Genomic DNA, 23744 nt, shown 5'->3' on the forward strand with positions numbered 1-23744 from the left:
ATAGATATTAAAAAATTAAAAGGAGGAGGGGTTGACCTCCTCCTTTTAATTTAAAAATTTTACTTCTTTTTTACAACAAGTACAGGTCGAGCTGATGTACTGATAACTTTTTCAGCTATACTCCCCATAAAGAATTTTTCAATGCCTGTTCTTCCGTATGTTCCCATAACGATTAATCCAGCTGCATTCTTATTTGCAGTATCAACAATTTGTTCAAATGCTTCTCCTTTTGCAATAACGCTTTGAACTTTAACCCCTTCACGCTCAGCAACTTCTTTTACCATTTTTACTGCTTCTTCAGCATAAGAGATATTTTCGTCTTTTTTTGCAACAGATACAATAATGAGTTCGCTGCCAAATCTTTTTGCCATGCCGATTGCTTCAGATGTCGCTAATTGACTGTAAACAGATCCATCTGTTGCTATAACTATTCTGTCAAAATTCAAAGTGGCACCAACAGGAACCACAAGGACTTTGCATGGTGCATTGGCTATAACTTTTGTACCCACTGCACCAAGCATTACACCCTTTTTACCGAGAATTATCAAATCAACTCTGTTTTTTATTGCTTCGTCAATTATGTATTTGAATGGATCAGGTCCTGTATAACTGATTGTTTCACATTTTACGCCATTTTTTTCAGAAAGAGTCTTAACTTCATCAAGGGCTGCTTTTGCCCTTTTTTCAAGGCTGTCTATGAGTTGAGGCAGAGTCTCCACAAATTCTGCAGCAAAAACTGGCACTTCTGCAACACAGATAGCATAAACTGTGCTTTCACAGGGTTTTGCAAGTTCAATTGCAGCTTGTGCAGCAAATTTACCTGCCTCTGAACCATCGGTAGCTACGAGTATTTTATCAACTTTTGTTAACGGACAAGCTCCAATTGCCATATTATACCTCCTTCTTTACTTTTGCTTTCTTGGTAGAAAATCCTAATCCTTCAAAAAGATAAAGCATACCAAATCCATACCAGACAGTATATAAAACATAAAATGCTAATAAACCAGTCAACACACCAGCTTTTTCACTTACTTTTTCAGCCTCAATACCATAGAAATTATAAGCTGGCTCTATTGCCTTTGTTAAAACAGTTTTAATAATATTTGATTCATTAACTTTCTTCTCAAGAGTAAATTTTTTGCTAATTGCTGATAATGAATTATGCCACTGCCTAAACATCTGTTTCATTTTGTCATCATCTGTAACTCCGTATTTATTTTTAATATAGTCACCATTGTTATTATACATCTGCTGCGAATCCTCAAGAGCTGCAAGAAGTATTGCTGCAAAATCACCTGTTATATGAACCTTTGTGCCATTAACCTCAACCTGTGCACCATTTGTAGTATAAAGTTTCTTTACATTTTCCGCCCTTTTTTCGCCTTCACCTGGTTTATCTGTTGCCTTTTTTACATCAATAGTCACATCAAAGGGTTTACCCTTAAATTTTTCAATATCTTTTGTAACTTTTGGTATAAAATAGGCAGAACCCTTTGCTAATTTATTAAACAGCTCATCAGAATATTCAAGACCATTCAACCCCTCTCCATATATTGGTGCAAATATTAGAATCAAAACACCAATAAAGCTAATAAGCAGAGTTAAGCCCATTGATAAATGTTTTTTGTCAACAGCCATTTTATCCCTCCTCTTTAAATGCTTTGAGATTCTTAAAGAACGTTCCTAATACCCATATAGCAAACATGCCGATCGCTCCCCAGAAAACAATGTTTCCAACAAGAATAAAGATATCACATGCTCCCTGTGAAATTTTCCATAGATTAAGACTTCTTAATTTATCAGGGACAACGCTAGCTCTGTTTGCAAAGCCTGCGAGAATTGTCATAACCCAGAAGCCTCTTATAAGCATTCCTGGCACAACCTTTGTAGTGAGGGCTCCAATTTGAATTCCTATAAGAGAACCAAGAAGAAGACCCATTGCTAGAGTATAAAATACATAACCATAAATTGCGTACTGAGTAATTGATGAGTAGCCTGCTGTAAATATTATCTGTAATATATCAGTTCCAACTGTCGTAGGAGTGGAAACTCCTAAAACATAGACAAAAAGAGGAAATGTAACAAATCCACCACCAACTCCCATAACAGATGCAAGGATTCCAACAATAAATCCTATACTTGTAACGAATATCCAGGATATTGTTTTTCCACCGAAATCCTGATCGAACTTTATTACTGGAGGGATTTTGACTTTTTGAATACTTAGTGCAAGTTTTGTTGTTGTTAATGGTGCTCCACCACCATGAGCATCTGTCTGTGTCACACCTTTTTTCCTGGCTCTGCTTAATTTTATATAATCAGCCAATCCATAAAATCCAAGTATTGCAAGTATAATAGCATAAATTATGCTGATAAAAGCTTCACTTAATACAGGATCAGCACTGTATATGGCTCTCTGAATATAACCACCTGTAGTAGCACCCAAAACAGAACCGATAACAAAAGCAACAGCAATCCCTACAGAGATATTACCGAGTTTCTTGTGGAGTACTGTTCCCATTATGGCTTTTGCAAAAATATGAAACTGGTCTGTTCCAACTGCTAGAATTCCCTTAACACCTGCTGCCATCAATGCCGGTGCAATGATAAAACCACCGCCAGCACCTATACATCCTGTAATAAGCCCTGCAGCAAGTCCAACAGCAATTGAAGCAACAAATACAGTTGTTGTGTAATGGGATGGTGCATAAGCACTTTTCCCACCAAGAATATCAGCAGCACCAAGAATCGAAATCAGAAATATTGGAGTAATTAATGCAAGCAGAATAATCAGTCGTTTTTTGTTCTTCAGAATATTATCTGACATCTGCTTTTCCCATCGTGCCTGGGCTACAGCCCCTGCCATCATCAAATCATAAACTTTTCTAAGTTTACTCATCCCACATCCTCCTCCTTTAAAGGTTGTTGTTTTGCTGGTTAAAACTCTTATAAAACTTTTTTCAAAGGCTTGTTTTTTTCACCTCCCTTCTTTTTGTTTTTTTCTGTTTTTTTGCTGAGCCTATCAAACTCTTTTGGTTTGGAAAATGTTATGGAAACCAGTAGATTCTTCATTTTTTTCCAGACCTTTTTCATTATTGAATGATATATGCAATGGAGATGCCAGAAAATAGAAACAGTAAAAATAAAGCAAAAATGGATTAAGCAATACAACGCTGCAACATATAATTGCGTTTTAATTTAATTGTAAAATTTTTTCTTGAAATTTTTAAATTTGAATGAAACTTTTTACTGCATCAAATAATTATGTTGCAATTTTGAATTGTTTCAGTTTTCTCTGAAGTTGTTGTCTATGAATACCAAGAAGGTCTGCTGCCTTTGAAATGTTGCCTTTGCTTTTTTGTAAGGCTGACCATATGAGCTCCTTTTCGAAGGTACTGACTGCTTGTCTGAGGCTTCCCTGATGAATCTTTTTTGAATTTGAATTTTTTAATAAATAGGCTGGCAGATCTTTTACAGTTATCTCTGTAGAATTGGTAAATGCAATTGCTCTTTCAATAATGTTTTCAAGTTCACGAACATTGCCCGGAAATGAATAGTTCATTAAAATATCCAGAGCCTTGTCAGTTATACCTTTCACGACAAGATCTTTTCTTTTATTACCGTGCTTTTTTATAAAGAAATCAGTGAGGACAGGAATGTCTTCTTTGCGGGTTCTTAATGGAGGAAGTTCTATATTAATTACATTTAGTCTGTAAAAGAGGTCTTCTCTGAATGTGCCTTCTTTACAGGCTTTCACCAGATCTTTATTTGTAGCAGCGATAAATCTAACATCTATTTTTATTGGATAATTACCTCCAATTCTTGTAAATTCTCCTTCCTGTATAACCCTTAAAATTTTTGTTTGAAAAAGAGGTGATACATCGCCAATTTCATCAAAAAAAGCTGTACCTTCATGAGCCCATTCAATAAGTCCCTTTTTTGTATAATTTGCACCTGTAAAAGCTCCCTTTTCAAAACCAAAAAGTTCTGACTCAAGTAAACTATCTGGAATCGCTGTGCAGTTTATAACAATAAATGGTTTATCTTTTCTTTCACTCAGGTTATGAATTGCCCTTGCAACAAGTTCTTTACCTGTACCTGACTCTCCAGTAATCAAGACATTACTATCGGTAAGTGCAGCTTTGCGAATACCGCAATAAACATCCTCCATGATTCGGCTAACCCCTATTAAATCAGGAATATCAACTTTCGGTTGGTCTTTAAATCTTTCAAATACTGATGCCACTAAATCGTCACGTAAAGGCTTTGGCAGAAAATCTGTGGCGCCGAGTTTCATTGATTCAACTGCTTTTTTAATATCTGGTTTACCAAATGAAATAACAGGCATATACTGTTTGAGTTCATTAAGTCTCTTCTGCCATCCCTCAGAGTCAATATCAAGAAATGCTATGTCATAATTAGAGAAGTCATGAATAGATCCAGGATTTGCTTTGCGAGACTTTCTAATTGAGATACCAACAGAATTAAAAATTTTATAAATCCTGTCTGCTTCATCAGAGATAACAAGAACACTGAAGGATCGTAAAAAAACCATTGTAGTTAACATAGAATATTTATCTATTAGATGTCAAGAAGTACTTAAATTAAAAGCCCATATTTTTGTATTGATATAGGAATATACTTTTTATGATTAAAAATTTTATTTTATATTAATTTTAGTATTTTCTATAGAAGATTAGATTCATTAGTAGGGTTAAGTTAATAAAAAAAGGCTTCAAATTTGATTTTTAACAAAATATTGTGTTATTTTGTTATTTATGCCTGGTGATTACAGAGAGACACTTAATTTACCCAAAACTGATTTCTCAATGAAGGCGAACCTTGCCGAACGAGAACCTGCTATGCTTGAGTTCTGGAAAGAACACAGAGTATATGAAAATCTTGTAGATAACAATAGAGCTCTTGGTGGAGAACGTTTTATTCTTCATGACGGTCCTCCCTATGCAAATGGCCATATTCATATAGGGCATGCACTTAATAAGATTCTTAAAGACATAATTGTTAAATATCGCTCAATGCTTGGTCATTATTGCCCTTTTATTCCAGGATGGGATTGTCATGGACTTCCAATTGAACTTCAGGTGGATAAATCGTTGGGCAAAGAAAAAGAACATGTTGATATATTTAAAAAAAGACAGCTCTGTCGAGCGTATGCTGAGAAATTTATAAATATTCAACGAGATGAGTTTATCCGGCTTGGTATTTTTGGATACTGGGATAATCCATACATCACAATGTCAAATGATTATGAAGCCACTATTGTAAAAGAATTCTTCAGTTTTGTAAAAAATGGATATGTATACAGAGGTAAAAAGCCTGTTTACTGGTGTCCTTCCTGTGTCACAGCTCTGGCTGACGCTGAAGTGGAGTATGCTGATAAGGAATCTCCATCAATCTTTGTGGCATTTGAGGTAATAGAGCAAGAAAAGCTATCAATTAAAGGTCTACCAGTTTATATTGTGATTTGGACAACAACTCCATGGACACTACCTGCAAATCTTGCTCTGGCTGTTCATCCTGATTTTAATTATGTTGGAGTGAAAACTTCAAAGGGTGTACTCATACTGGTTAAAGAAGCTATTAAAAATTTGAAGGATAAGATTGATATTGATGAAACTCCTTTATTTGAGATAAAAGGTTCAGAGCTTGAAGGTATGGTTGCAAGGCATCCTTTTATAGATAGGGTATCAAGAGTTGTTTTGGCTGACTTTATTGAAATTGGAGAAGGTACAGGTATTGTTCACATTGCACCCGGACACGGTGAGGAAGACTACGAGGTTGGATTAAAATACGGGCTTGACATTTATGCTCCAGTAGATGCTAAAGGCAGATTTATTGAAGAAGTTCCTTATTTTAGCGGTGAAAATGTTTTTAAAGCAAATAAACTAATAATAGAGCATATGAGAGAAAATGGCTCGCTTATCTGGGAAGGAAATATAACTCATTCATATCCTCACTGCTGGAGATGCAAAAAACCTGTTATTTTTAGGGCAACTACTCAATGGTTTATCTCAATGAATCATCAAGATCTACGTCATCGTGCACTGCAAGAGATAGATAAAGTTAGATGGATTCCTTCATGGGGTAGGGAGAGAATATATTCAATGGTTGAGAAAAGGCCTGACTGGTGTTTGTCAAGACAGAGAGCGTGGGGAGTCCCCATTACGTTATTTGTGTGTAAAAAGTGTGGATACATAATAAAAGATGAACAGCTTTTTAGTAAAATCGGGGAGCTTATTGAGAAAAAGGGCTCAGATGTATGGTTCAGGCTTAATCTTGATGATTTTCTTCCTGATTATTCATGTCCAGAATGCGGTTCAAAAGATTTTAATAAAGAAAAGGATATTCTGGATGTATGGTTTGACTCAGGTGTTAGTCATGCGGCAGTTCTTGAAAGAAATCCTATGATTGGCTGGCCTGCTGATATGTATCTTGAAGGAAGTGACCAGCACAGGGGATGGTTTCAGAGTTCACTTATAACATCACTTGGTAATAAAGGAAGGGCTCCGTATAAAATTGTTCTTACACATGGATTTACAGTTGATGGACAGGGAAGAAAGATGTCGAAGTCTCTTGGCAATGTAATTGCTCCTCAGGAGATTATTAAGTCAAATGGTGCGGATATTGTCAGACTCTGGGTATCAGCTGAAGATTATAGAGATGATATAAAGCTTTCACAGGAGATTCTTTCAAGGCTTACAGAGGCTTACAGGAAAATCAGAAATACCCTTCGTTATCTTCTTGGAAACGTATATGACTATGATGGCAAAGACTACCAAGCTCATCTGTTAGAAATAGATAGATGGGCAATGATGAAGCTTCAGAAGTTGATAAAAAAAGTAAAAACAGCTTATGAAAATTTTGAATTCCATCAGGTTTTTCATGCAATTCATAATTTCTGTGTAACAGATATGAGTGCATTTTATCTTGATATTCTTAAAGATAGACTTTATACATTTAAGGCGGATTCTTTAGACAGAAGAGCAGCCCAGTGGGTTCTATATAACATAGCGGATTCCCTTATTAAACTAATTGCGCCGATTCTTTCATTCACTGCAGAAGAGGCATGGCAATATCTGCCATTCAAAAAAACTGAAAGTGTATTTCTGGACAGGCTTCCAGAACTTGATGAGAGTTTTATAAATGATGAGCTTGAAGCAAAGTGGGAGAAATTGATTGAACTGAGAGATAAGGTTAACAGATCTATTGAGTTAAAAAGACAGGAAAAGTTTATAGGAAACTCTCTTGAATCAAAAATTGTTCTTCAGGTAAATAAAAAATTAAAGAAATTTTTAAGCCAATATGTTGATTTTCTTCCATTTCTTTTTATAGTTTCTCAGGTAGAAATTAAAGACTTATCCGATCAATTGGATGAAGAGTTTATAATTAATGTTGAAAGAGCTGAGGGACAAAAATGTCAGCGATGTTGGAATTACTCGCCAATGGTGGGAAAACTTGAAATTCAAGACGTATGCCCAAGATGCTATCATGTCCTCAAGACTTAAAAAATCTCTGTCTTTAATTTTCATTATTCTTTTAGTTGACCAGATTGCAAAATATGCTGCTCTTAAATTTTTATCTCCGTATGGAATAGTTAGAATACTTCCATTTTTTAATCTGGTTTATGTTGAAAATACAGGAACTGCTTTTGGAATGTTTAAATTCCTGGGTTCTGGATTTTTTATTTTTGTTGCTGTACTTGCAACATTATTTCTTGTTTATTTGTATTTAAAAGATTCTAAAAACTGGTTTGTTTATTCTTTAATAATAGCTGGAGCACTTGGAAATATTATAGATAGATTAATTTATGGATATGTTATAGATTTTGTTGATCTTCATATAGGCACAGTTCATTGGCCAGCATTCAACATTGCGGATACTGCAATAAGTATAGGGATTGTTTTGTTTCTCTACAAAAATTTTAAAAAATGAAAGTTTTTACATATTCAGAACAGGAAACCAAAACTTTTGGTAAGATGATAGGAACATACATTAAAAATTCAGGGATTAATGTTATAGCTCTTTATGGAGAAATGGGAGCAGGCAAAACTGTTTTGACAAAGGGTATTGCATCTGCTTTTGGTATTGAGGAGAAAGATATTGCAAGCTCTAGTTTTGTGATAGTATCTCAATATCCAGAAGTCGATTTCTATCATATTGATCTTTACAGAGTTGATAATATTAAAGAAGAAGAACTTGATTTGTGGGAATATTTTGAACACGGTACATGTGTGGTAGAATGGGCAGAAAGGTTAAATGATTTGCCTGAAAAAACATTAAAGATTACAATAAATTTAGTTGATGAAAAAATAAGAGTTATGGAAATGGAGCTTTAAATGTTCAGGAAAGTTTCAATTCTCTATAAGGAAAATGATAATTTAGCTATTGAAACAGCTATGAAGGTTCAGGAATGGCTGAAAAATAAAAATGTTGAATGTGTGCTTTTTCATTCTGTGGGAGCATTTTCATCATTTAATCATTCAGAAATAATGGCAATTCAGAGTTCTGATGCGGTGATAGTTCTTGGTGGAGATGGTACAATGCTATCAGCATCAAGAATTATTAATGGAAGAAAAATTCCAATAATTGGAATAAATATGGGAACTCTTGGATTCATAACCGAGATTCAGAGAACTGATTTATGGAAGAGCTTAGAGTTGATATTTTCTGGTAGTTATGATATTGAAGAAAGAAGCATGCTAAATGCTCAGGTATTCAGGGATGAAGAGACAATTAATGAGTATCTTGGACTTAATGACCTTGTAATCGGTAAGGGTATTATGGCTAAAATTTCAGATTTTGAATTAATCATCAACAATATGTATGTATCAACAATAAAGGCAGATGGTATAATAATATCCACTCCTACAGGTTCAACAGCCTATAATCTCTCAGCTGGAGGTCCGATTCTTTTCCCAACCCTTAAAGGTCTTGTATTTACACCAATATGTCCTCATACTTTAAGTGTAAGGCCTGTGGTTCTTCCTGACAATTTTATAATTGATCTGGTTATATCTTCAAATGTTAAGGATATATTTTTAACCATAGACGGACAGATTGGATTTCCTCTTAAGATAAATGATAGAGTAAGATGCAGGGTTGCTGATGAAAAGACTTATTTAATTGCACCTGTTGGAAGAGACTATTTTAGAGTTTTAAGAGAAAAGCTTAGATGGGGAGAGAGATAACTAATATTGTCGAGATTCTAAATTTTTATCAAGCTCTTGGATTCAGGGAGTTACCTATTAATTTCTTTCAGTCTCTTATTCCTTCAATTCAATATAGTTCAACTAATATCATTTCAAATCAAAGCGGAAGCGAAATTCTGAAAGAGAAAAATAGATTTACTGATAAGGATTCTTTGACTGATGTAATGGATGAACTTAATAAGCAGATTAAACATTGTATAAAGTGTACATTAAGCAATTCACGGACACATCCAGTATGCGGTGAAGGTGATTTAAATTCAGATATAATGTTTGTTGGTGAAGCACCAGGAGTTGAAGAGGATTTGCAGGGAAAACCTTTTGTTGGTGAAGCAGGGAAGCTTTTAACTAGTCTGATAGAGAAAATAGGATTTACAAGGAAAGATATATATATAACAAATACTGTGAAATGTCATCCTCCAAAGAACAGAGAGCCATTTGAAAGTGAGATATCAACCTGTTTCGACTATTTGAAAAAAGAGATAGAAATAGTTAAACCCAAGGTTATAATGACTCTTGGTAAGGTTGCTACATTTGCATTGATGGGAGCGAAAGGAAAAATCAGGGATATTCATATTTCTAAAATAAGAGGACAGATGTTTTATTACAATAATATTCCTGTTATTCCTACCTTTCATCCTGCTTATTTGCTCAGAAACAGAAAAGATAAATGGCTTACATGGGAGGATGCACAGCAGGCTCTAAGGAGGCTTAAATGAAAGTACTATGGGCACCATGGAGAATTGAATATATTTCTGGAGAGAAGGAAAAAGGATGCATATTCTGTGAAAAGCCAAATGACAGCAAGGACAGGGATAATTTGATTCTGTACAGGGGCAAACTTGCTTTTATCATTATGAATAAATATCCATATACATCAGGTCATCTCATGGTTGTTCCTTATAGACATGTGCAGAGTCTAGAAGAACTCAATACAGATGAACTTACAGAATGTATGATTCTTACAGTTAAGTGTTTGAAGTGTCTTAAAAAAAGGCTCCATCCAGACGGATTCAATGTGGGGTTAAACATCGGTGTTGTGGCATCAGCAAGCATTGATGAGCATCTTCACTGGCATATTGTTCCGAGATGGGCAGGAGATGTTGGCTTTATGACAATTCTTGAGGATATTCGTGTAGTTCCCGAGCATATCCTTGCAACTTATGACAAACTGTATCCGTGTTTTAAGGAGGAAGAATAATGGAGATAGACAACAAGATTAGAAAAGCGTTTGAGGACTCAATAAGAGTAAAGGAGCAGTTTTTCAGAGAAAATATACCTCTCATTAAAGAAGTGGCTGAATTGATAGCGAAAACACTTAATGAGGGAGGCAAAATTTTTATATTTGGAAATGGTGGAAGTGCTACAGATGCATCACATATTGCTGCAGAGTTTGTAAATCGATTTAAAAGGGAAAGACCGGGTCTTCCTGCTATTTCATTGAACACAGATATGGCTGTACTTACTGCAATAGCAAATGATTATGATTACTCTGAAGTATTTGCAAAGCAGATTAAGGCACTTGGACAGTCCGGTGATATTGCTATTGGAATCAGTACCTCAGGGGCATCAAGAAATGTTATAAAGGCGGTTGAAGCGGCCAGAAAAAGAGGGCTTAAAACAATAGCATTTACAAGCACAAAAGGCGAAAAACTGATATCAAAGGTAGACCATGCATTTTCAGTTCCATCAGAAGAGACTCCCAGAATTCAGGAGACACATATCACACTTGCTCATATTTTATGCGAACTTGTTGAGGATATATTATTTGAAATACCGACAACCAAAAAGAAACTGAAACAATGACAGTTATAGGCATTGATCCTGGAAGCAGACATTTTGGATATGGATTGATTGAGTCAAAATCAATGAAGTTGATTTATGGAGGCACTATTAATATTTCCCATAGTTTGAACCTTCCTGAACGATTGAAATCTATTTATGAAATTCTTACAGATATAGTTAAAACGTATATGCCTGATGAAATGGCTGTTGAAAAAATATTTGCAGGTAAAAAGATTCCTTCTTCATTTATTCTTGGATATGCAAGAGCAATAGCTTTTTTAGTTGCGGCTCAAATGGAAATACCTGTTTATGAGTATAGTTCAACAGAGATAAAAAAAGCGCTGACAGGATATGGAAGGGCTCATAAGATTCAGGTTAAAAGCATGGTACATAACTTTTTAAATATAAATAATCGTATTTCCTATGACTGTTCTGATGCACTTGCTGTTGCAATATGTCACATAAACTCAAAGAATGTTGAGTATTTTTTTCAAAACAACATCAAAAGAAACTAATATTTTAAAAGTGTTAAAATATATAGATGCTTGATTTTATAAAAGGTAAGATTATTGCTGTTAAATTAGACAGGGTTATTGTTCAAACAGGCGGATTTGGTTATTCAATAAAAATACCGCTTAGAGTTTCCAGAGATATTAATACAGATGATGAAATTCTGCTTTATACTTCGCTGGTTTTAAAAGAAGAATCCATAAATATTTATGGTTTTTTAGAGACATCAGAAAGACATCTTTTTGAGGAATTAATAAAAATTTCTGGAATTGGTCCTACAACAGCAATGAATATTCTTTCAGCCTATGACAGGGGAACTCTTTATAAGATAGTTGAAGAGGAAGATATAAAATCACTCAGTAAAATTCCAGGAATTGGGAAGAAGACGGCTCAAAGGATTTTTCTTGAACTAAAAGGTGTTTTGCCTTCTTTAGATTATGAGAAAGACCTAAAATATGAAGATATCCTCTCTGCCCTTATTAATCTTGGTTACAAAAGAACGGATGCAAAGGAAGTTTTAGAAAAAATTTATCAAAAAGATAAAACTGAGGAAACAATAATCAGAGAGGCCTTGAGCATTCTTTCGGGTAAAGATGGAAAATAATGAAATTTTAGATATAACCCTAAGGCCTAGAAGTTTAAGAGAATTTATAGGGCAGAAAAAAATTAAAGAGAATATTGAAGTTTTTATAAAAGCAGCACTTATCAGACAGGAACCTCTTGACCATGTTCTTTTCTGTGGGCCACCAGGGCTTGGAAAAACAACTCTTGCAACAGTTATAGCCAATGAATTAGGCGTTAATATAAAGAGTACATCAGGCCCTGTTTTAGAAAGAGCAGGTGACGTTGCAGCAATTTTAACAAATCTCTCAGATAGAGATATTCTTTTTATTGATGAAATTCACAGACTTCCAAGAGTGGTTGAAGAGATTTTATATCCTGCAATGGAGGATTTTACACTTGATATAATAGTTGGGCAGGGACCTTCCGCCCGATCTATCAAGATTAATCTGCCAAGATTTACTCTTATTGGTGCTACAACAAGAACAGGTTTGATTACATCGCCTCTTAGAGATAGATTTGGAGTTGTGTTCAGACTGGAGTTTTACAATCCAGATGAACTCAAAGAAATAGTATCAAGATCATCAAAAATACTCGGGATTTCTATAAACGACGATGCAGCTATGGAGATTGCGAGAAAGTCTCGTGGTACACCAAGAATTGCAAACAGATTGCTTAAAAGAATTAGAGATTTTGCTCAGGTAAAGGATAAAGATACAATAGACCTGAATACAGCCAGGGGAGCCTTATTTGCTATGGATGTTGATGATTATGGTCTTGATGAAATGGACAGAAAAATTCTTCTCACAATTATTGAAAAATTCAATGGTGGTCCTGCAGGTATTGACTCAATAGCAGCATCATTAAGGGAAGATAAAGATACAATTGAAGATGTCTATGAGCCATATCTTATGCAGGAGGGCTTTATTGAAAGAACAGCAAGAGGCAGGGTGGCAACACGACTTGCTTATGAGGTTTTAAAAAAGAAAAGCCCTGAGAGGTTGTTTTAGAATGCAAATACTGCTTCATGCCTGTTGCAGTAACTGTGCAATCTATCCAGTTGAAGTTCTTAAAAATAAAGGGTTTGAGATAATTCTTTTCTGGTATAATCCCAATATTCATCCATTTAGTGAATATAAATTGAGACTTGAGTCTCTGAAAAAGTTTCAGCAATTAGCAAATATCAATGCTATATATGACGAAGATTACAGAGAATTTTATAAATTTCTACGAATAATTGTCGGAAGGGAAAAAGAAAGATGCCTGGTATGTTATAAAATGAGACTTGAAAAGACTGCTGAACAGGCAAAACAGCTCAGTATTGAGAGTTTTACGACCACTTTACTGGTAAGTCCTTATCAGAATTTTGATAAAATAGTAGAAATAGGTAGTGAGACTGGTAAATATTTCGGGATTAATTTCATTGTTGAGGACTTCAGAGAAGGCTTTAGAAAATCGATGTTCTCAGCAAAACAACTTAACCTTTACAGACAGAAATACTGCGGATGTATATATTCAGAAGCTGAAAGATATTTAAAAACAATAAATTATGAATGAAATTGGAAAAGTCTTAATTGTTATTGGAATAATTATAATTATTATGGGATTATTGATGATAGCTGCTGATAAACTTTCTTTTATTGGTAAACTTCCTGGGGATATTGTAATTAAAAAAAAGAACTTTGTTTTTTATTTCCCACTTGCAACATCAATACTGTTAAGTATTATACTTAGTTTTGTATTTTATTTCTTGAGTAAAAGATGAAACTAATAAGATTTATATTTGTAATAATTGTCAGTTTATTTTTTTTCACACAAGTTTATCCTATGGATAATAATGAGAACTCTTATATAAGAGTTCTCATAGGAGATAGAAGACCTACTTCAAATGAGCTTGAAAAAATAAAAAAAATATCAGCAAAGGCAATTGTCAATGGGTCAATTTATCAGGGCGAAATTGAGATTTGGAAAGGAAAAGATGGATATTTTTTAATAGATGTGGTTGAACTGGAAGATTATGTAAAGGGAGTAGTTGCATCAGAGGTTGGAATTCACTGGCCAGAAGAAGCCTTAAAAGCTCAGGCTGTTTTAGCACGAACCTATGCTATTACTCATATTATTCGAAATAGAACCAGAAATTTTTATGATGTTACATCTTCTGTATTTCATCAGGTTTACAGAGGAGATGAGTCAACAGAGGAAACTGAGAAAGCTGTTAAAGAAACAAAAGGACAGATACTGAGTTATAATGGAGAACCTGTAATTGCTTTCTATCATGCTTGCAGTGTTGGTAGTACAGAAGATCCCGAAGAGGTTTTTGGAAGAGAAGTTCCCTATTTAAAACCTGTTAATGTCCCATCTACGCCTTCTCCATATACACTTTGGGAAAAGAAAATCAGCTTTGAAATGCTTGGGAAGGCTTTATCAATGAAGAAAATAGAAGACATCAGAATAATAAGCAATACAAAAACAAATAGAGTAAAGGAACTTGGATTCAGTGATGGTAAGAATGAAAAAATAGTGAAAGCAACTGAGTTAAGGAGGCTTTTGAACTGGTCAGTTTTGCCAAGTACAATGATAAAATCTATCAAAATTGAGAAGGATGGAGTGATTTTTGAAGGAAGTGGCTATGGTCATGGAGTTGGGATGTGTCAGTGGTGTGCTTTTCAGATGGCACAGGAGGGTAAGAGTTATAAAGAAATTTTGCAGTATTTTTATCCGGGAACAGAAATAACAACTCTCAATGGAAATAACTAAGCTTGATTATTCATTACCATGCGATTTAATTGCCCAGCGTCCTTTGTCTAAAAGAGACAGGGCTCGCTTGCTTGTTTTACACAGAGATACAGGACAGATAGAGCATAGACTTTTTTTTGAAATTGTTGAATATTTCAATAAAGGCGATATGCTTGTGATTAACAATACAAAAGTCATTCCAGCGAAGCTTTTTTGCAAAAAAGCTTCTGGTGGTAAAATCGAAGTTTTATTAATTCGAGAAAAAAAATCTTCCCCAAAAGAGGTAGTCTGGGAAGTAATGACAAAGGGAAGTTATGAAGGTGATATTTTAATTGATGAATATATTATTGAACTTAGAAAAAATTGTAATGGACGAGAACTTGTTTTCAAAAATATGTCTTATGAAGACGTTAGGAATTTCATTAAAGCAAAAGGATCTATGCCATTGCCTCCATATATTAAAAGGCAACCTGAACAGAGTGATAAAGAAAATTATCAGACAGTTTATGCAAGATTCAATGGTTCTATTGCAGCTCCTACTGCAGGGCTTCATTTTACAGAAGAGCTTCTTGAAAGGATTAAAGACAAAGGAGTTATATTAAGAGAAATTACTCTTCATGTTGGAGTTGGAACTTTCAAACCAATTAAAGTTAAAAATTTACAGGAACATGAAATGGATTTTGAGTATTTTGAAATAGATAAAAAAGTTCTCAACGAAACTTACGAAACCAGAAAAAAAGGTAAAAAAGTTTTTTCTGTTGGAACAACCACAACAAGAGCACTTGAAGGATATGCTTCAGGACAGTATGAAGACAATGGTTCTGATGAAAATAAAATTAAAGGAACAACTAATATTTTCATTTATCCTGGATATGAATTTAAAATGATAAATGCATTCATTACAAATTTTCACTTGCCAAAATCAACTCCTCTTGCTATGGTTTATGCTTTCTGCGATATTGATAAAGTAAAAAAAGCTTATACAGAAGCCATAGAGAAACAATATAGATTTTTTTCTTATGGTGATGCTATGTTAATCATATGAAAAAGAACAGTGAGGAACTTTTAGTATTGCATAAGAAAACATTTTTTTTAATAGTAGCAGCGATATCTATTTTAGGTATTTTAGCAGGCTATACACTTTGTTATATTACAACACCTGTAAAGGAAGTTTATGTTCAAAAAACCAGCGAGACTGAAAAAACAGTTTTACCTTCCACATCAGAATCTGTAATTGCTAAAAAACCGGAAAATGTTGCTCAGGCAAACCAACCACATATAAATACGCCAGAGAAGAAAGAGGATGTTAAGGTAGTTCAAGAAGTTGAAACAATAGAAAAAACTCAGAGTGAGAAGAAAATAGAGGATAAGAAAAAAGCTGAGACGAAGGTGTATACTTCAAAGAAAGCAACTTCTAAAAAAGCTGTATACACTATTCAATTGGGAGCTTTTTCAGATTTAAGTAATGCAGAGGCTTTAGTTACAAAACTTAGAGATGCTGGATTTAATGCTACTCTGGTTAAAGAGAAGTTATACAAGGTCAAAGCAGGTTATTATAAAAGATTTAAAGATGCAAAAAAAGCATCAGAATTTCTAAGGGCAAAGGGTTTTGACAATTTTATAACAAAAACAACTCAAAAGTTAAAAGGAGGATCTCCATCGCACGCATAATTGAACTTGACGAAGAAAGAGAATATCCTTTTATACATGGAGGGCTTGATAAGATATTTCAATTGATTGAAGATACTCTTAATGTTACTCTAACTATTAGAGGCAATAAACTTATCATTCACGGAGAGGATGACATAGACATAGAAAGAACAGAACAAATAATTGAAGAAATAAGAGCAGTTAATAGGGAAGGATATATAGTAAAACCCGAAGATATCATGCATTCTATTCAAGGGATTAAGGAAGGCAAACCTGTATCAGTACTCGGGCTTTTTCAAGGAGGCATTCCTCTTCCTTCCAAAAAAAGAGTTATTATTCCCAAAACAGAAACTCAAAAGGAATATATGGAAGCAATGTTCAAGTATGACATAGTGTTTGGAATAGGTCCTGCTGGAACAGGCAAAACATATCTTGCAATGGCAATGGCAATTCATTTTTTGCTTACAAGGCAGGTTTCAAGAATTGTTCTTGTAAGGCCTGCTGTTGAAGCAGGAGAAAGACTGGGGTTTCTTCCAGGAGCTATTGAAGAAAAGGTAAGCCCGTATTTGCGACCTTTGTATGATGCACTTTATGATATGTTAGACTTTGATAGGGCATCTAAACTCATTGAAAAAGGAGCAATTGAAATAGCTCCTCTTGCTTTCATGAGAGGCAGAACATTGAATGATGCCTTTATAATTCTTGATGAAGCACAGAATACCACCACTGAACAGATGAAGATGTATCTTACCAGACTTGGATTTGGCTCAAAAACAGTAATAACCGGAGACATTACTCAGATAGATCTTCCATCTCAAAAAGTTTCTGGATTGGTAGAAGCATTAAAAATTCTTAAAGATATAGAAGGAATAAAAACTATCTATTTCACTGACAGGGATGTTGTAAGACATAGACTTGTTCAGAAAATTATAAAGGCTTATGAAAAACATGAAAGACAATCCACAGCTTAAGCCTATCACTCCAGATAGATCTTATTTAAGAAAATTTATCGAAAACTTTAAAACTCCTCAAAATGGAAGAGAAAGAAGGGCATTTATTGAAAAAGAGATATTACTTCCTGTTGGTATTTTATCGTTATTGAACTCTTGTTTGCTTTATGATTTTAAATCAGGGATTCAATCCCTTATAGGAAGTTTTGTTATTATTTTTCTATTTCATCTCTTTTTTTATAGAGATATTAAAAGATACAAGCCTTCTTATCTTAAAAAGAAAAAAATGATGGTTTTACTCTGCAGTCTGATGATTTTTACCCTTATTACAGCAAGGCTGTTTGAACATATATTTTTTGTATTTTCTAGAGGATTGGGGCTGGAAAGTGCAATTATACATACATTTGGAATACCGTTTGCCATCGGTCCTTTAATGGTTGCTATTCTATTTGATTTTCATACTGCCATAATATTTTCTTTAATCCTCAGTTTGATGACTGGTATATGGTTAAAAATTTCTCTGCTACCTATCTATGTTTTTATAGGATGTCTTATTGGTGCTTTCAGTCTTCTTAAATTTAAAAAAAGAAGTGATGTAATTAATGCTGGAATATCAGTAGCCATAGCAAATATAGTTTGTTCAATTGCTATTCTTTTAATAATAGATAAGTTCAGTTTTAACTCAGTTTATTTTTCAGTGATTTTTTCAATTATTAATGGATTCACTATTTCAGCTCTTTGTTTTCTGATTCTTCCATCTCTGGAAAGATTATTTAATATCACTACGTCAGTAAGTCTTATTGAACTGCTAGATATTGACCATCCATTGATGAAACAACTATCAATGGAAGCACCAGGTACGTATCATCACAGTATGATAGTGGGAAGTCTTGCAGAGGGAGCTGCAGAGGTTGTCGGTGTTAACCCGTTATTCGCAAAAGTAGCTTCCTATTACCACGACATAGGTAAAGTAAGAATGCCAGATTATTTTGTTGAAAATCAGAAAGATTATATAAGTAAACATGAAAAGTTGAGTCCTCATTTAAGTAGCATGATTATAATAGCTCATGTTAAAGATGGGGTTGAACTTGCAGAAGAGTTTCATTTGCCCGAAATAATTAGAGATGTGATTCAGCAGCATCACGGAACATCTCTTGTTACATACTTTTATCAGAAGGCTTTAAAAGAATCAGAAAATCCTCCTTCAGAACAGGATTACAGATACCCGGGACCAAAACCTCAGACAAAGCTTGCAGCTTTGATAATGCTTGCTGATGCTGTTGAAGCCTCATCAAGAACACTGGATGATCCAACACCAGCAAGAATTTCTGGCTTAATAGATAAGATAATTAAAAATATTTTTCTTGATGGTCAACTTGATGAATGTGAAATTACTTTAAAAGATTTAAGTGAAATAAAGAATAAATTTGAATATACCCTTACAGGAATATTTCATCGTAGAATTTCATACCCAGAAATTCAGAAAAAAGAAAAGATGGCATGAAACTCTATATAGAAGTCATTAACCGACAGAGAAAGATTAAAATTTCATTAAAAAGAGTGTCTGTAACGGTTAATAAGATTTTTAATTTTTTATATAATTTACAGGATAAAAACCTCATTAAAATTTTAAATAAAAAAAAATACTGTTTATCTCTATCTATTTCTGTAATATTTATTGGAAATAAAAAAATGAAAGAACTAAACTGCAAATACAGAGGTAAAAACGCGACAACTGATGTTCTGTCTTTTGTTTATTTTGAAAATGATTTTTCAGGTAATTTATTCCTTGGAGAAATTTTTATTAATCCTGAAAGAGTTAACTATCAGGCTAAACAATACAATATATCATTTTGGCATGAGATTACAAGAGTCTTGATTCATGGTTTCCTTCATATAATAGGATATGACCATGAAAGAAATCGCTATCAAACCAAGAAGATGCAAGATGTTGAGGAGAAAATTTTAAACTATTTACAATCCTAATTCTTCAGGTGTACCAATTCTTCCAAGAATTCCACTTGCTGCAGCAACTGCAGGACTGCTTAGATAAACTTCACTTTCTGGATGTCCCATTCTCCCAACAAAATTTCTGTTTGTTGTTGCTATTGCTTTTTCACCCCTGGCAAGAATTCCCATATGTCCGCCAAGACATGGGCCACATGTAGGAGTTGATACAGCAGCTTGAGCCTCAATAAATATTTCTATTAAGCCTTCTTTCAAGGCTTGCATATAAATTTTCTGAGTTGCAGGAATTATTATCATTCTTACCTCTGGATGAACCTTTTTCCCTTTAAGTATCATTGCGGCTTCTCTGAGGTCTTCAAGTCTTCCATTGGTGCATGAACCAATTACAACCTGATCAATTTTTACATGACTCAATTCTCTGGCAGGCTTTACATTTGAAGGTAGATGTGGACAGGCAACCATTGGTGAAATTTGTGAACAATCATACTCTTTTATCTCTGTATAATATGCGTCTGGGTCTGATGTGTAAAATTTATACACTCTCTTTGCACGCGGTTTGACATATTCCTCTGTAATTTTATCTGGAATTATAATGCCGGTTTTTGCTCCTGCTTCAATTGCCATGTTACACATTGTCATTCTTCCACTCATTGGAAGGCTTTCAATGGTTTCTCCAGAAAATTCCATTGCCATATATGATGCTCCATCAACTCCAATATCTCCAATGGTATAAAGAATTAAGTCTTTTCCGCTTACCCACTTTTTTAGCTTTCCATAATAGATGAACTTTATTGATTCTGGAACTTTAAACCAGCATTCTCCTGTGGCAAAAGCAATTGCAACATCTGTTGAGCCAACACCTGTTGCAAACGCACCAAGAGCGCCATAAGTGCATGTGTGGCTGTCTGCTCCGATGACAAGATCGCCTGGTAACACTATGCCTTCCTCTGGTAAAAGAGCATGTTCAATTCCAACTCTTCCAACTTCGTAGTAGTATTTGATTTTATATTTCAATGCAAATTCCCTTAGTAATTTGCATTGTTCAGCTGCTTTTATATCTTTTTGAGGAGTGAAATGGTCAGGAATTAAAGCTATTTTTTCTTTATCGAAGACATCATTAACGCCGAGCTTTTCAAACTCTTTTATAGCAATGGGAGCTGTAATATCATTTGCAAGAACAATATCAAGGTTGGCATTTATTATTTCACCTGGTGTTACTTCTTTTTTGTTTGAATGTGCTGCGAGTATTTTTTCAGCAATTGTCATTCCCATAAATTTCTTCCTCCGAAAGTAAGTTTTATAAGAAATTATTATTGCATAAAAAAAAGCATTTAATCAAAAATAATAGAATGAATAATCTCAAAGAAATGCTTGAAAATCTCTATAGTGGTTTTAATTTTGAAGAGGCTGTCCAGAATGATCCGATTAAATTTCCTAAAAAATATACAGAAAAAGAGGACATAGAAGTTTCTGCATTCGTAGCTTCTTCATTTGCTTACGGTAGTATCAAAGTTTTTTGTAGATTTCTTGAAACACTTTTTATGATAATGGGACAGTCTCCATTTGATTTTTTAATGAATTTCAATGCTGGAAGGTTTATGGAAAAATTAGATAAAAAGTATCGTTTTAACTCAGTTCATGATATTGCAGCATTGCTGCTTATTATTAAGTCTCTTTTACAGCAAAGCAGTTTTGAATCTTACTTTATTTCAAATTCTATTGTGAATGGAATTTCGAATTTTGTAAGTCGAGCTTTAGCAATTGATTTAACTGCCATTTATGGAAGAGATATAAAAACAAGAGGCTTAATACATTTTTTCTCCCATCCCGCGAAGCTGAGTCCGTGCAAAAGAATTAATCTTTTTTTAAGATGGATGGTGAGAGACCAAGATGTGGATTTTGGTTTATGGAAAAATATAAAACCCTCAGATTTAATTATTCCCCTCGATGTTCATATATGGAAAGTTTCAAAAGAGCTAGGGCTTACTAAAAAAATCAATAAAAATTTAAAAACAGCAATTGAAATAACAGAGTTTCTTAAAAAGATAAATTCAGAGGATCCTCTTAAATATGATTTTGTTCTATGTCACTCACATATGAAAAATTAAAATCCAGGCTTTTTAAAAATTTTCAATTTATGGTAATATTTTAAAAGTTCTTTTGGGAGAAATATAATGATTGCACAATTTAGTATTGTTCCTTTAGGGGCGGGAGCCAGTGTAAGTTCATATGTGGCAAAAGTTATCAAGATAGTAGATGAAAGTGGGCTTCCTTACAGATTTCATGCAATGGGTACTATTGTAGAGGGAGAGTGGGACCAGATAATGAATCTTATAAAAAAATGTAGAGATACATTAATGAATGAGGTAGAACGGGTTATAATTGATATAAAAATTGATGATAGAAAAGGAACAACTGGAAGAATAGAGCAAAAAATTAAATCCGTTGAAGAAAAACTAGGCAGGTCTTTAAAAAAATGATTACTTCAGAAAAAATTTTCGTTGCTGTTGATTTTAAACCATTTACGTATACAGTACTTTCCTATGCAGTCTGGCTTTCACGGGTTGTTGATTGTAGCAGTATCACTCTTTTTCATATTATGGAATATGCGATGACTCCTCCGGCCTATTTAATGCCTTATATTATCAAAGAAAAGAAGAAAGTTGAAACGAATTTAAAAGAACTGACAACAAAGCTGACAGAATTCCAGCTCAATATTGATTCCAGGGTTGTATTTGGAAGGCTTATTGATGGCATCAGGGAAGTTATAGATGAAGAGAGAAGTTTTGCAGTAATAGGCTTTAAAACACATATTACAAGGCCTTCTACTTCTGAAAGAATTCTTAAAGGGATAAAAGTGCCGATACTTATTGTAAAAGGAGAGAGTTTTCAAGAAATTAATCCTGAATGGATTAAGATAAAAAATATTCTCTGCCCTGTTGATTTTTCAGAAAATTCGTTAAGGGCTTTAGATTTGGCTAAGGAGATTTCAGAAAAATGCGATTCTAATCTTACAATTCTGTATGTGGTACCTGAACAAAAAATCAGGAATATTATTCAAGACGCTGAAGTAATAGATAAATATATTGATTATTTAAAAGAGGAAGCTGTTGAAAAATTTCAGAAAATAGATAAAAAAATGCATTATCAGGTGCTTTCAGGAATCCCTTCAGATGAGATTCTTAAAAAAGCTGAAGATATGGATCTTATTATAATTGGTTCTCAAGGGAGAACTTACACAGAGGCATTAATAATTGGCAGTGTTAGTGAAGCAATTATAAAGAATTCCAATAAACCGATTTTATTTTTTCCTTAAGTTTCTTAACATACTACAAATAGTGTTTTTGAGAATCTTTGATAATTTTAATAAAACTCAGGCTTTAAAGTTCTGTTCATTAAATCCTGTGCTGCTTGCTTGGGATTTTTATTTTCATAAATAACCTGATATACTTCTGATGTAATTGGCATTTCTATATCAAGTTTTTTTGAAAGTTCCATAGCTGAAACACTGGTTTCAACTCCTTCTGCAATTGCCCGCATGCTTGTTGAAATTTCAGAGAAGCTCTCTCCTCTGCCAAGCCTGTATCCAACAGTGTAATTTCTTGAGAGAGTGGATGTGCATGTAAGAAAAAGATCTCCAAGCCCGCTTAATCCTGAAAAGGTTATTTCCTTAGCCCCCATTTTTTTACCGAGTCTCATGATTTCATGAAGCCCTCGTGTAATTAAAGCAGCCCTTGCATTATTGCCGAGTTCAAGGGCATCACAGATTCCAGAAGCAATGGCAATGACATTTTTTATAGCTCCTCCAATTTCAGCACCGATTGGATCATCATGTTCATAAATTCTAAAATAAGATGTGCTGAAAAGTTCCTGTAAAAGTAATCTTTCTTGTTCTCCTTTGCCAGAAATAGTTACTGCAGTAGGTTTTTCCTGAGCAACCTCAAGAGCAAAAGTTGGTCCTGAAAGAACATACGCTTCTTTATTCAATAGTTCTTCAAGGATCATTGAAGGAGTTTTAAGAGTGCCTTTTTCTATTCCTTTTGATGCGCTTGCAATAATAGTTTCATAATTTAGTTTATCCTGTAAAGAAATAAAAACACTTCTAATATGCTGTGTTGGTACTGCATTTACAATAAATCTAGCTTTTTTTGTCGCTTCAAATATATCATCCGTAGCAATCAAATCATCAGGCAATTTAATATTCGGTAAATACAAGGGATTCTCTTTTTTATTATTTATAGCATCTACAATTTCTTTTTCTCTTGCCCAGATTATTACATCAAATCTCTTTTTTGAAAGAAGACAGGCAAGAGTTGTTCCCCAGCTCCCTGCACCTATAATAGCTATATATGGCATA

At 34.0% G+C, this 23744-nt stretch carries 27 protein-coding genes; 21 read left to right on the plus strand and 6 right to left on the minus strand.

Translation table 11 applies throughout. The features are described from left to right. Window positions 1–59 precede the first annotated feature (59 nt). From G581_RS0101990 to G581_RS0102010, 4 genes are all read right to left on the minus strand, one after another. The gene (locus tag G581_RS0101990; protein WP_028844379.1) at window positions 60–890 is read right to left on the minus strand and encodes a universal stress protein; all 831 of its coding nucleotides are present in this window, start codon (window positions 888–890) and stop codon (window positions 60–62) included. Between the two features lies 1 nt (window position 891). Continuing rightward, complete coding sequence (locus G581_RS0101995; RefSeq protein WP_028844380.1) at window positions 892–1638, minus strand: hypothetical protein; 747 nt, start codon at window positions 1636–1638, stop codon at window positions 892–894. Window position 1639: 1 nt separating this feature from the next. After that, a complete protein-coding gene (locus G581_RS0102000; RefSeq protein ID WP_028844381.1) occupies window positions 1640–2899 on the minus strand; it encodes a sulfite exporter TauE/SafE family protein in 1260 nt (419 codons plus the stop codon). A gap of 363 nt (window positions 2900–3262) precedes the next feature. Beyond that, entirely contained in the window at window positions 3263–4555 is a 1293-nt protein-coding gene (locus G581_RS0102010) for a sigma-54-dependent transcriptional regulator (protein ID WP_028844382.1), read from the minus strand. Between the two features lie 223 nt (window positions 4556–4778). Between G581_RS0102010 and ileS the strand changes: the two genes are divergently transcribed. From ileS to ybeY, 18 genes are all read left to right on the plus strand, one after another. Further along, window positions 4779–7526 carry an isoleucine--tRNA ligase gene (gene ileS, locus G581_RS0102015; RefSeq protein WP_028844383.1) on the plus strand — a complete coding sequence of 916 codons (2748 nt, stop codon included), beginning with the start codon at window positions 4779–4781 and terminating at the stop codon, window positions 7524–7526. After that, window positions 7510–7953 carry a signal peptidase II gene (gene lspA, locus G581_RS0102020; protein ID WP_038064650.1) on the plus strand — a complete coding sequence of 148 codons (444 nt, stop codon included), beginning with the start codon at window positions 7510–7512 and terminating at the stop codon, window positions 7951–7953. Before ileS ends, lspA begins: the two co-directional genes overlap by 17 nt. Beyond that, window positions 7950–8357 (plus strand): tRNA (adenosine(37)-N6)-threonylcarbamoyltransferase complex ATPase subunit type 1 TsaE, encoded by a 408-nt coding sequence (tsaE, locus tag G581_RS10270; protein ID WP_051178698.1) that lies wholly within the window; start codon window positions 7950–7952, stop codon window positions 8355–8357. Before lspA ends, tsaE begins: the two co-directional genes overlap by 4 nt. Further along, window positions 8358–9209, plus strand: coding sequence for an NAD(+)/NADH kinase (locus tag G581_RS0102030; RefSeq protein WP_028844385.1), 852 nt, complete (start codon window positions 8358–8360; stop codon window positions 9207–9209). Continuing rightward, on the plus strand, window positions 9194–9946 hold the full coding sequence (locus G581_RS0102035; RefSeq protein ID WP_028844386.1) for a uracil-DNA glycosylase: 753 nt from the start codon (window positions 9194–9196) through the stop codon (window positions 9944–9946). Before G581_RS0102030 ends, G581_RS0102035 begins: the two co-directional genes overlap by 16 nt. Beyond that, complete coding sequence (locus tag G581_RS0102040) at window positions 9943–10428, plus strand: HIT family protein (protein WP_028844387.1); 486 nt, start codon at window positions 9943–9945, stop codon at window positions 10426–10428. Before G581_RS0102035 ends, G581_RS0102040 begins: the two co-directional genes overlap by 4 nt. Then, window positions 10428–11033: a D-sedoheptulose-7-phosphate isomerase gene (locus tag G581_RS0102045; RefSeq protein ID WP_028844388.1), complete on the plus strand. Its 606-nt coding sequence runs from the start codon at window positions 10428–10430 to the stop codon at window positions 11031–11033. The genes G581_RS0102040 and G581_RS0102045 overlap by 1 nt, the downstream gene beginning before the upstream one ends. Then, the gene (gene ruvC / locus G581_RS10275) at window positions 11030–11527 is read left to right on the plus strand and encodes a crossover junction endodeoxyribonuclease RuvC (protein ID WP_038064655.1); all 498 of its coding nucleotides are present in this window, start codon (window positions 11030–11032) and stop codon (window positions 11525–11527) included. The genes G581_RS0102045 and ruvC overlap by 4 nt, the downstream gene beginning before the upstream one ends. Before the next feature lie 26 nt (window positions 11528–11553). Then, entirely contained in the window at window positions 11554–12126 is a 573-nt protein-coding gene (gene ruvA / locus G581_RS0102055) for a Holliday junction branch migration protein RuvA (protein WP_028844389.1), read from the plus strand. After that, window positions 12116–13093: a Holliday junction branch migration DNA helicase RuvB gene (gene ruvB / locus G581_RS0102060; protein WP_028844390.1), complete on the plus strand. Its 978-nt coding sequence runs from the start codon at window positions 12116–12118 to the stop codon at window positions 13091–13093. The genes ruvA and ruvB overlap by 11 nt, the downstream gene beginning before the upstream one ends. Window position 13094: 1 nt before the next feature. Then, a complete protein-coding gene (locus tag G581_RS0102065) occupies window positions 13095–13640 on the plus strand; it encodes an epoxyqueuosine reductase QueH (RefSeq protein ID WP_028844391.1) in 546 nt (181 codons plus the stop codon). Beyond that, window positions 13633–13848: a DUF2905 domain-containing protein gene (locus G581_RS0102070; RefSeq protein ID WP_028844392.1), complete on the plus strand. Its 216-nt coding sequence runs from the start codon at window positions 13633–13635 to the stop codon at window positions 13846–13848. Before G581_RS0102065 ends, G581_RS0102070 begins: the two co-directional genes overlap by 8 nt. Further along, window positions 13845–14840 carry a SpoIID/LytB domain-containing protein gene (locus G581_RS0102075; protein ID WP_028844393.1) on the plus strand — a complete coding sequence of 332 codons (996 nt, stop codon included), beginning with the start codon at window positions 13845–13847 and terminating at the stop codon, window positions 14838–14840. The genes G581_RS0102070 and G581_RS0102075 overlap by 4 nt, the downstream gene beginning before the upstream one ends. Then, complete coding sequence (queA, locus tag G581_RS0102080) at window positions 14827–15864, plus strand: tRNA preQ1(34) S-adenosylmethionine ribosyltransferase-isomerase QueA (RefSeq protein ID WP_028844394.1); 1038 nt, start codon at window positions 14827–14829, stop codon at window positions 15862–15864. The genes G581_RS0102075 and queA overlap by 14 nt, the downstream gene beginning before the upstream one ends. After that, window positions 15861–16490 (plus strand): SPOR domain-containing protein, encoded by a 630-nt coding sequence (locus G581_RS0102085; RefSeq protein ID WP_028844395.1) that lies wholly within the window; start codon window positions 15861–15863, stop codon window positions 16488–16490. Before queA ends, G581_RS0102085 begins: the two co-directional genes overlap by 4 nt. Window positions 16491–16552: 62 nt before the next feature. After that, entirely contained in the window at window positions 16553–17440 is an 888-nt protein-coding gene (locus tag G581_RS0102090; protein ID WP_239639014.1) for a PhoH family protein, read from the plus strand. Next, window positions 17409–18923: an HD family phosphohydrolase gene (locus G581_RS10280; protein WP_051178704.1), complete on the plus strand. Its 1515-nt coding sequence runs from the start codon at window positions 17409–17411 to the stop codon at window positions 18921–18923. The genes G581_RS0102090 and G581_RS10280 overlap by 32 nt, the downstream gene beginning before the upstream one ends. Further along, window positions 18920–19405: an rRNA maturation RNase YbeY gene (gene ybeY / locus G581_RS10285; protein ID WP_028844397.1), complete on the plus strand. Its 486-nt coding sequence runs from the start codon at window positions 18920–18922 to the stop codon at window positions 19403–19405. The genes G581_RS10280 and ybeY overlap by 4 nt, the downstream gene beginning before the upstream one ends. Here the strand turns inward: ybeY and leuC are convergent. Then, complete coding sequence (gene leuC, locus G581_RS0102105) at window positions 19394–20659, minus strand: 3-isopropylmalate dehydratase large subunit (protein ID WP_028844398.1); 1266 nt, start codon at window positions 20657–20659, stop codon at window positions 19394–19396. The two genes, ybeY and leuC, sit on opposite strands and share 12 nt — an antisense overlap. A 77-nt stretch (window positions 20660–20736) precedes the next feature. On the opposite strand from leuC, the gene G581_RS0102110 reads away from it, so the two are divergent. The 3 genes from G581_RS0102110 (at window position 20737) to G581_RS0102120 (ending at window position 22703) form a co-directional block, all read left to right on the plus strand. Further along, the gene (locus G581_RS0102110) at window positions 20737–21495 is read left to right on the plus strand and encodes a TIGR02757 family protein (RefSeq protein ID WP_028844399.1); all 759 of its coding nucleotides are present in this window, start codon (window positions 20737–20739) and stop codon (window positions 21493–21495) included. A 66-nt stretch (window positions 21496–21561) separates the two neighbouring features. After that, entirely contained in the window at window positions 21562–21867 is a 306-nt protein-coding gene (locus tag G581_RS0102115; RefSeq protein ID WP_038064662.1) for an MTH1187 family thiamine-binding protein, read from the plus strand. After that, window positions 21864–22703, plus strand: coding sequence for a universal stress protein (locus G581_RS0102120; RefSeq protein WP_028844401.1), 840 nt, complete (start codon window positions 21864–21866; stop codon window positions 22701–22703). The genes G581_RS0102115 and G581_RS0102120 overlap by 4 nt, the downstream gene beginning before the upstream one ends. Before the next feature lie 47 nt (window positions 22704–22750). On the opposite strand, the gene G581_RS0102125 is transcribed toward G581_RS0102120, so the two are convergent. After that, window positions 22751–23743 carry an NAD(P)H-dependent glycerol-3-phosphate dehydrogenase gene (locus G581_RS0102125; protein WP_028844402.1) on the minus strand — a complete coding sequence of 331 codons (993 nt, stop codon included), beginning with the start codon at window positions 23741–23743 and terminating at the stop codon, window positions 22751–22753. Between the last annotated feature and the right edge of the window lies 1 nt (window position 23744).

Source organism: Thermodesulfovibrio thiophilus DSM 17215 (assembly GCF_000423865.1).
Lineage (GTDB): Bacteria > Nitrospirota > Thermodesulfovibrionia > Thermodesulfovibrionales > Thermodesulfovibrionaceae > Thermodesulfovibrio > Thermodesulfovibrio thiophilus.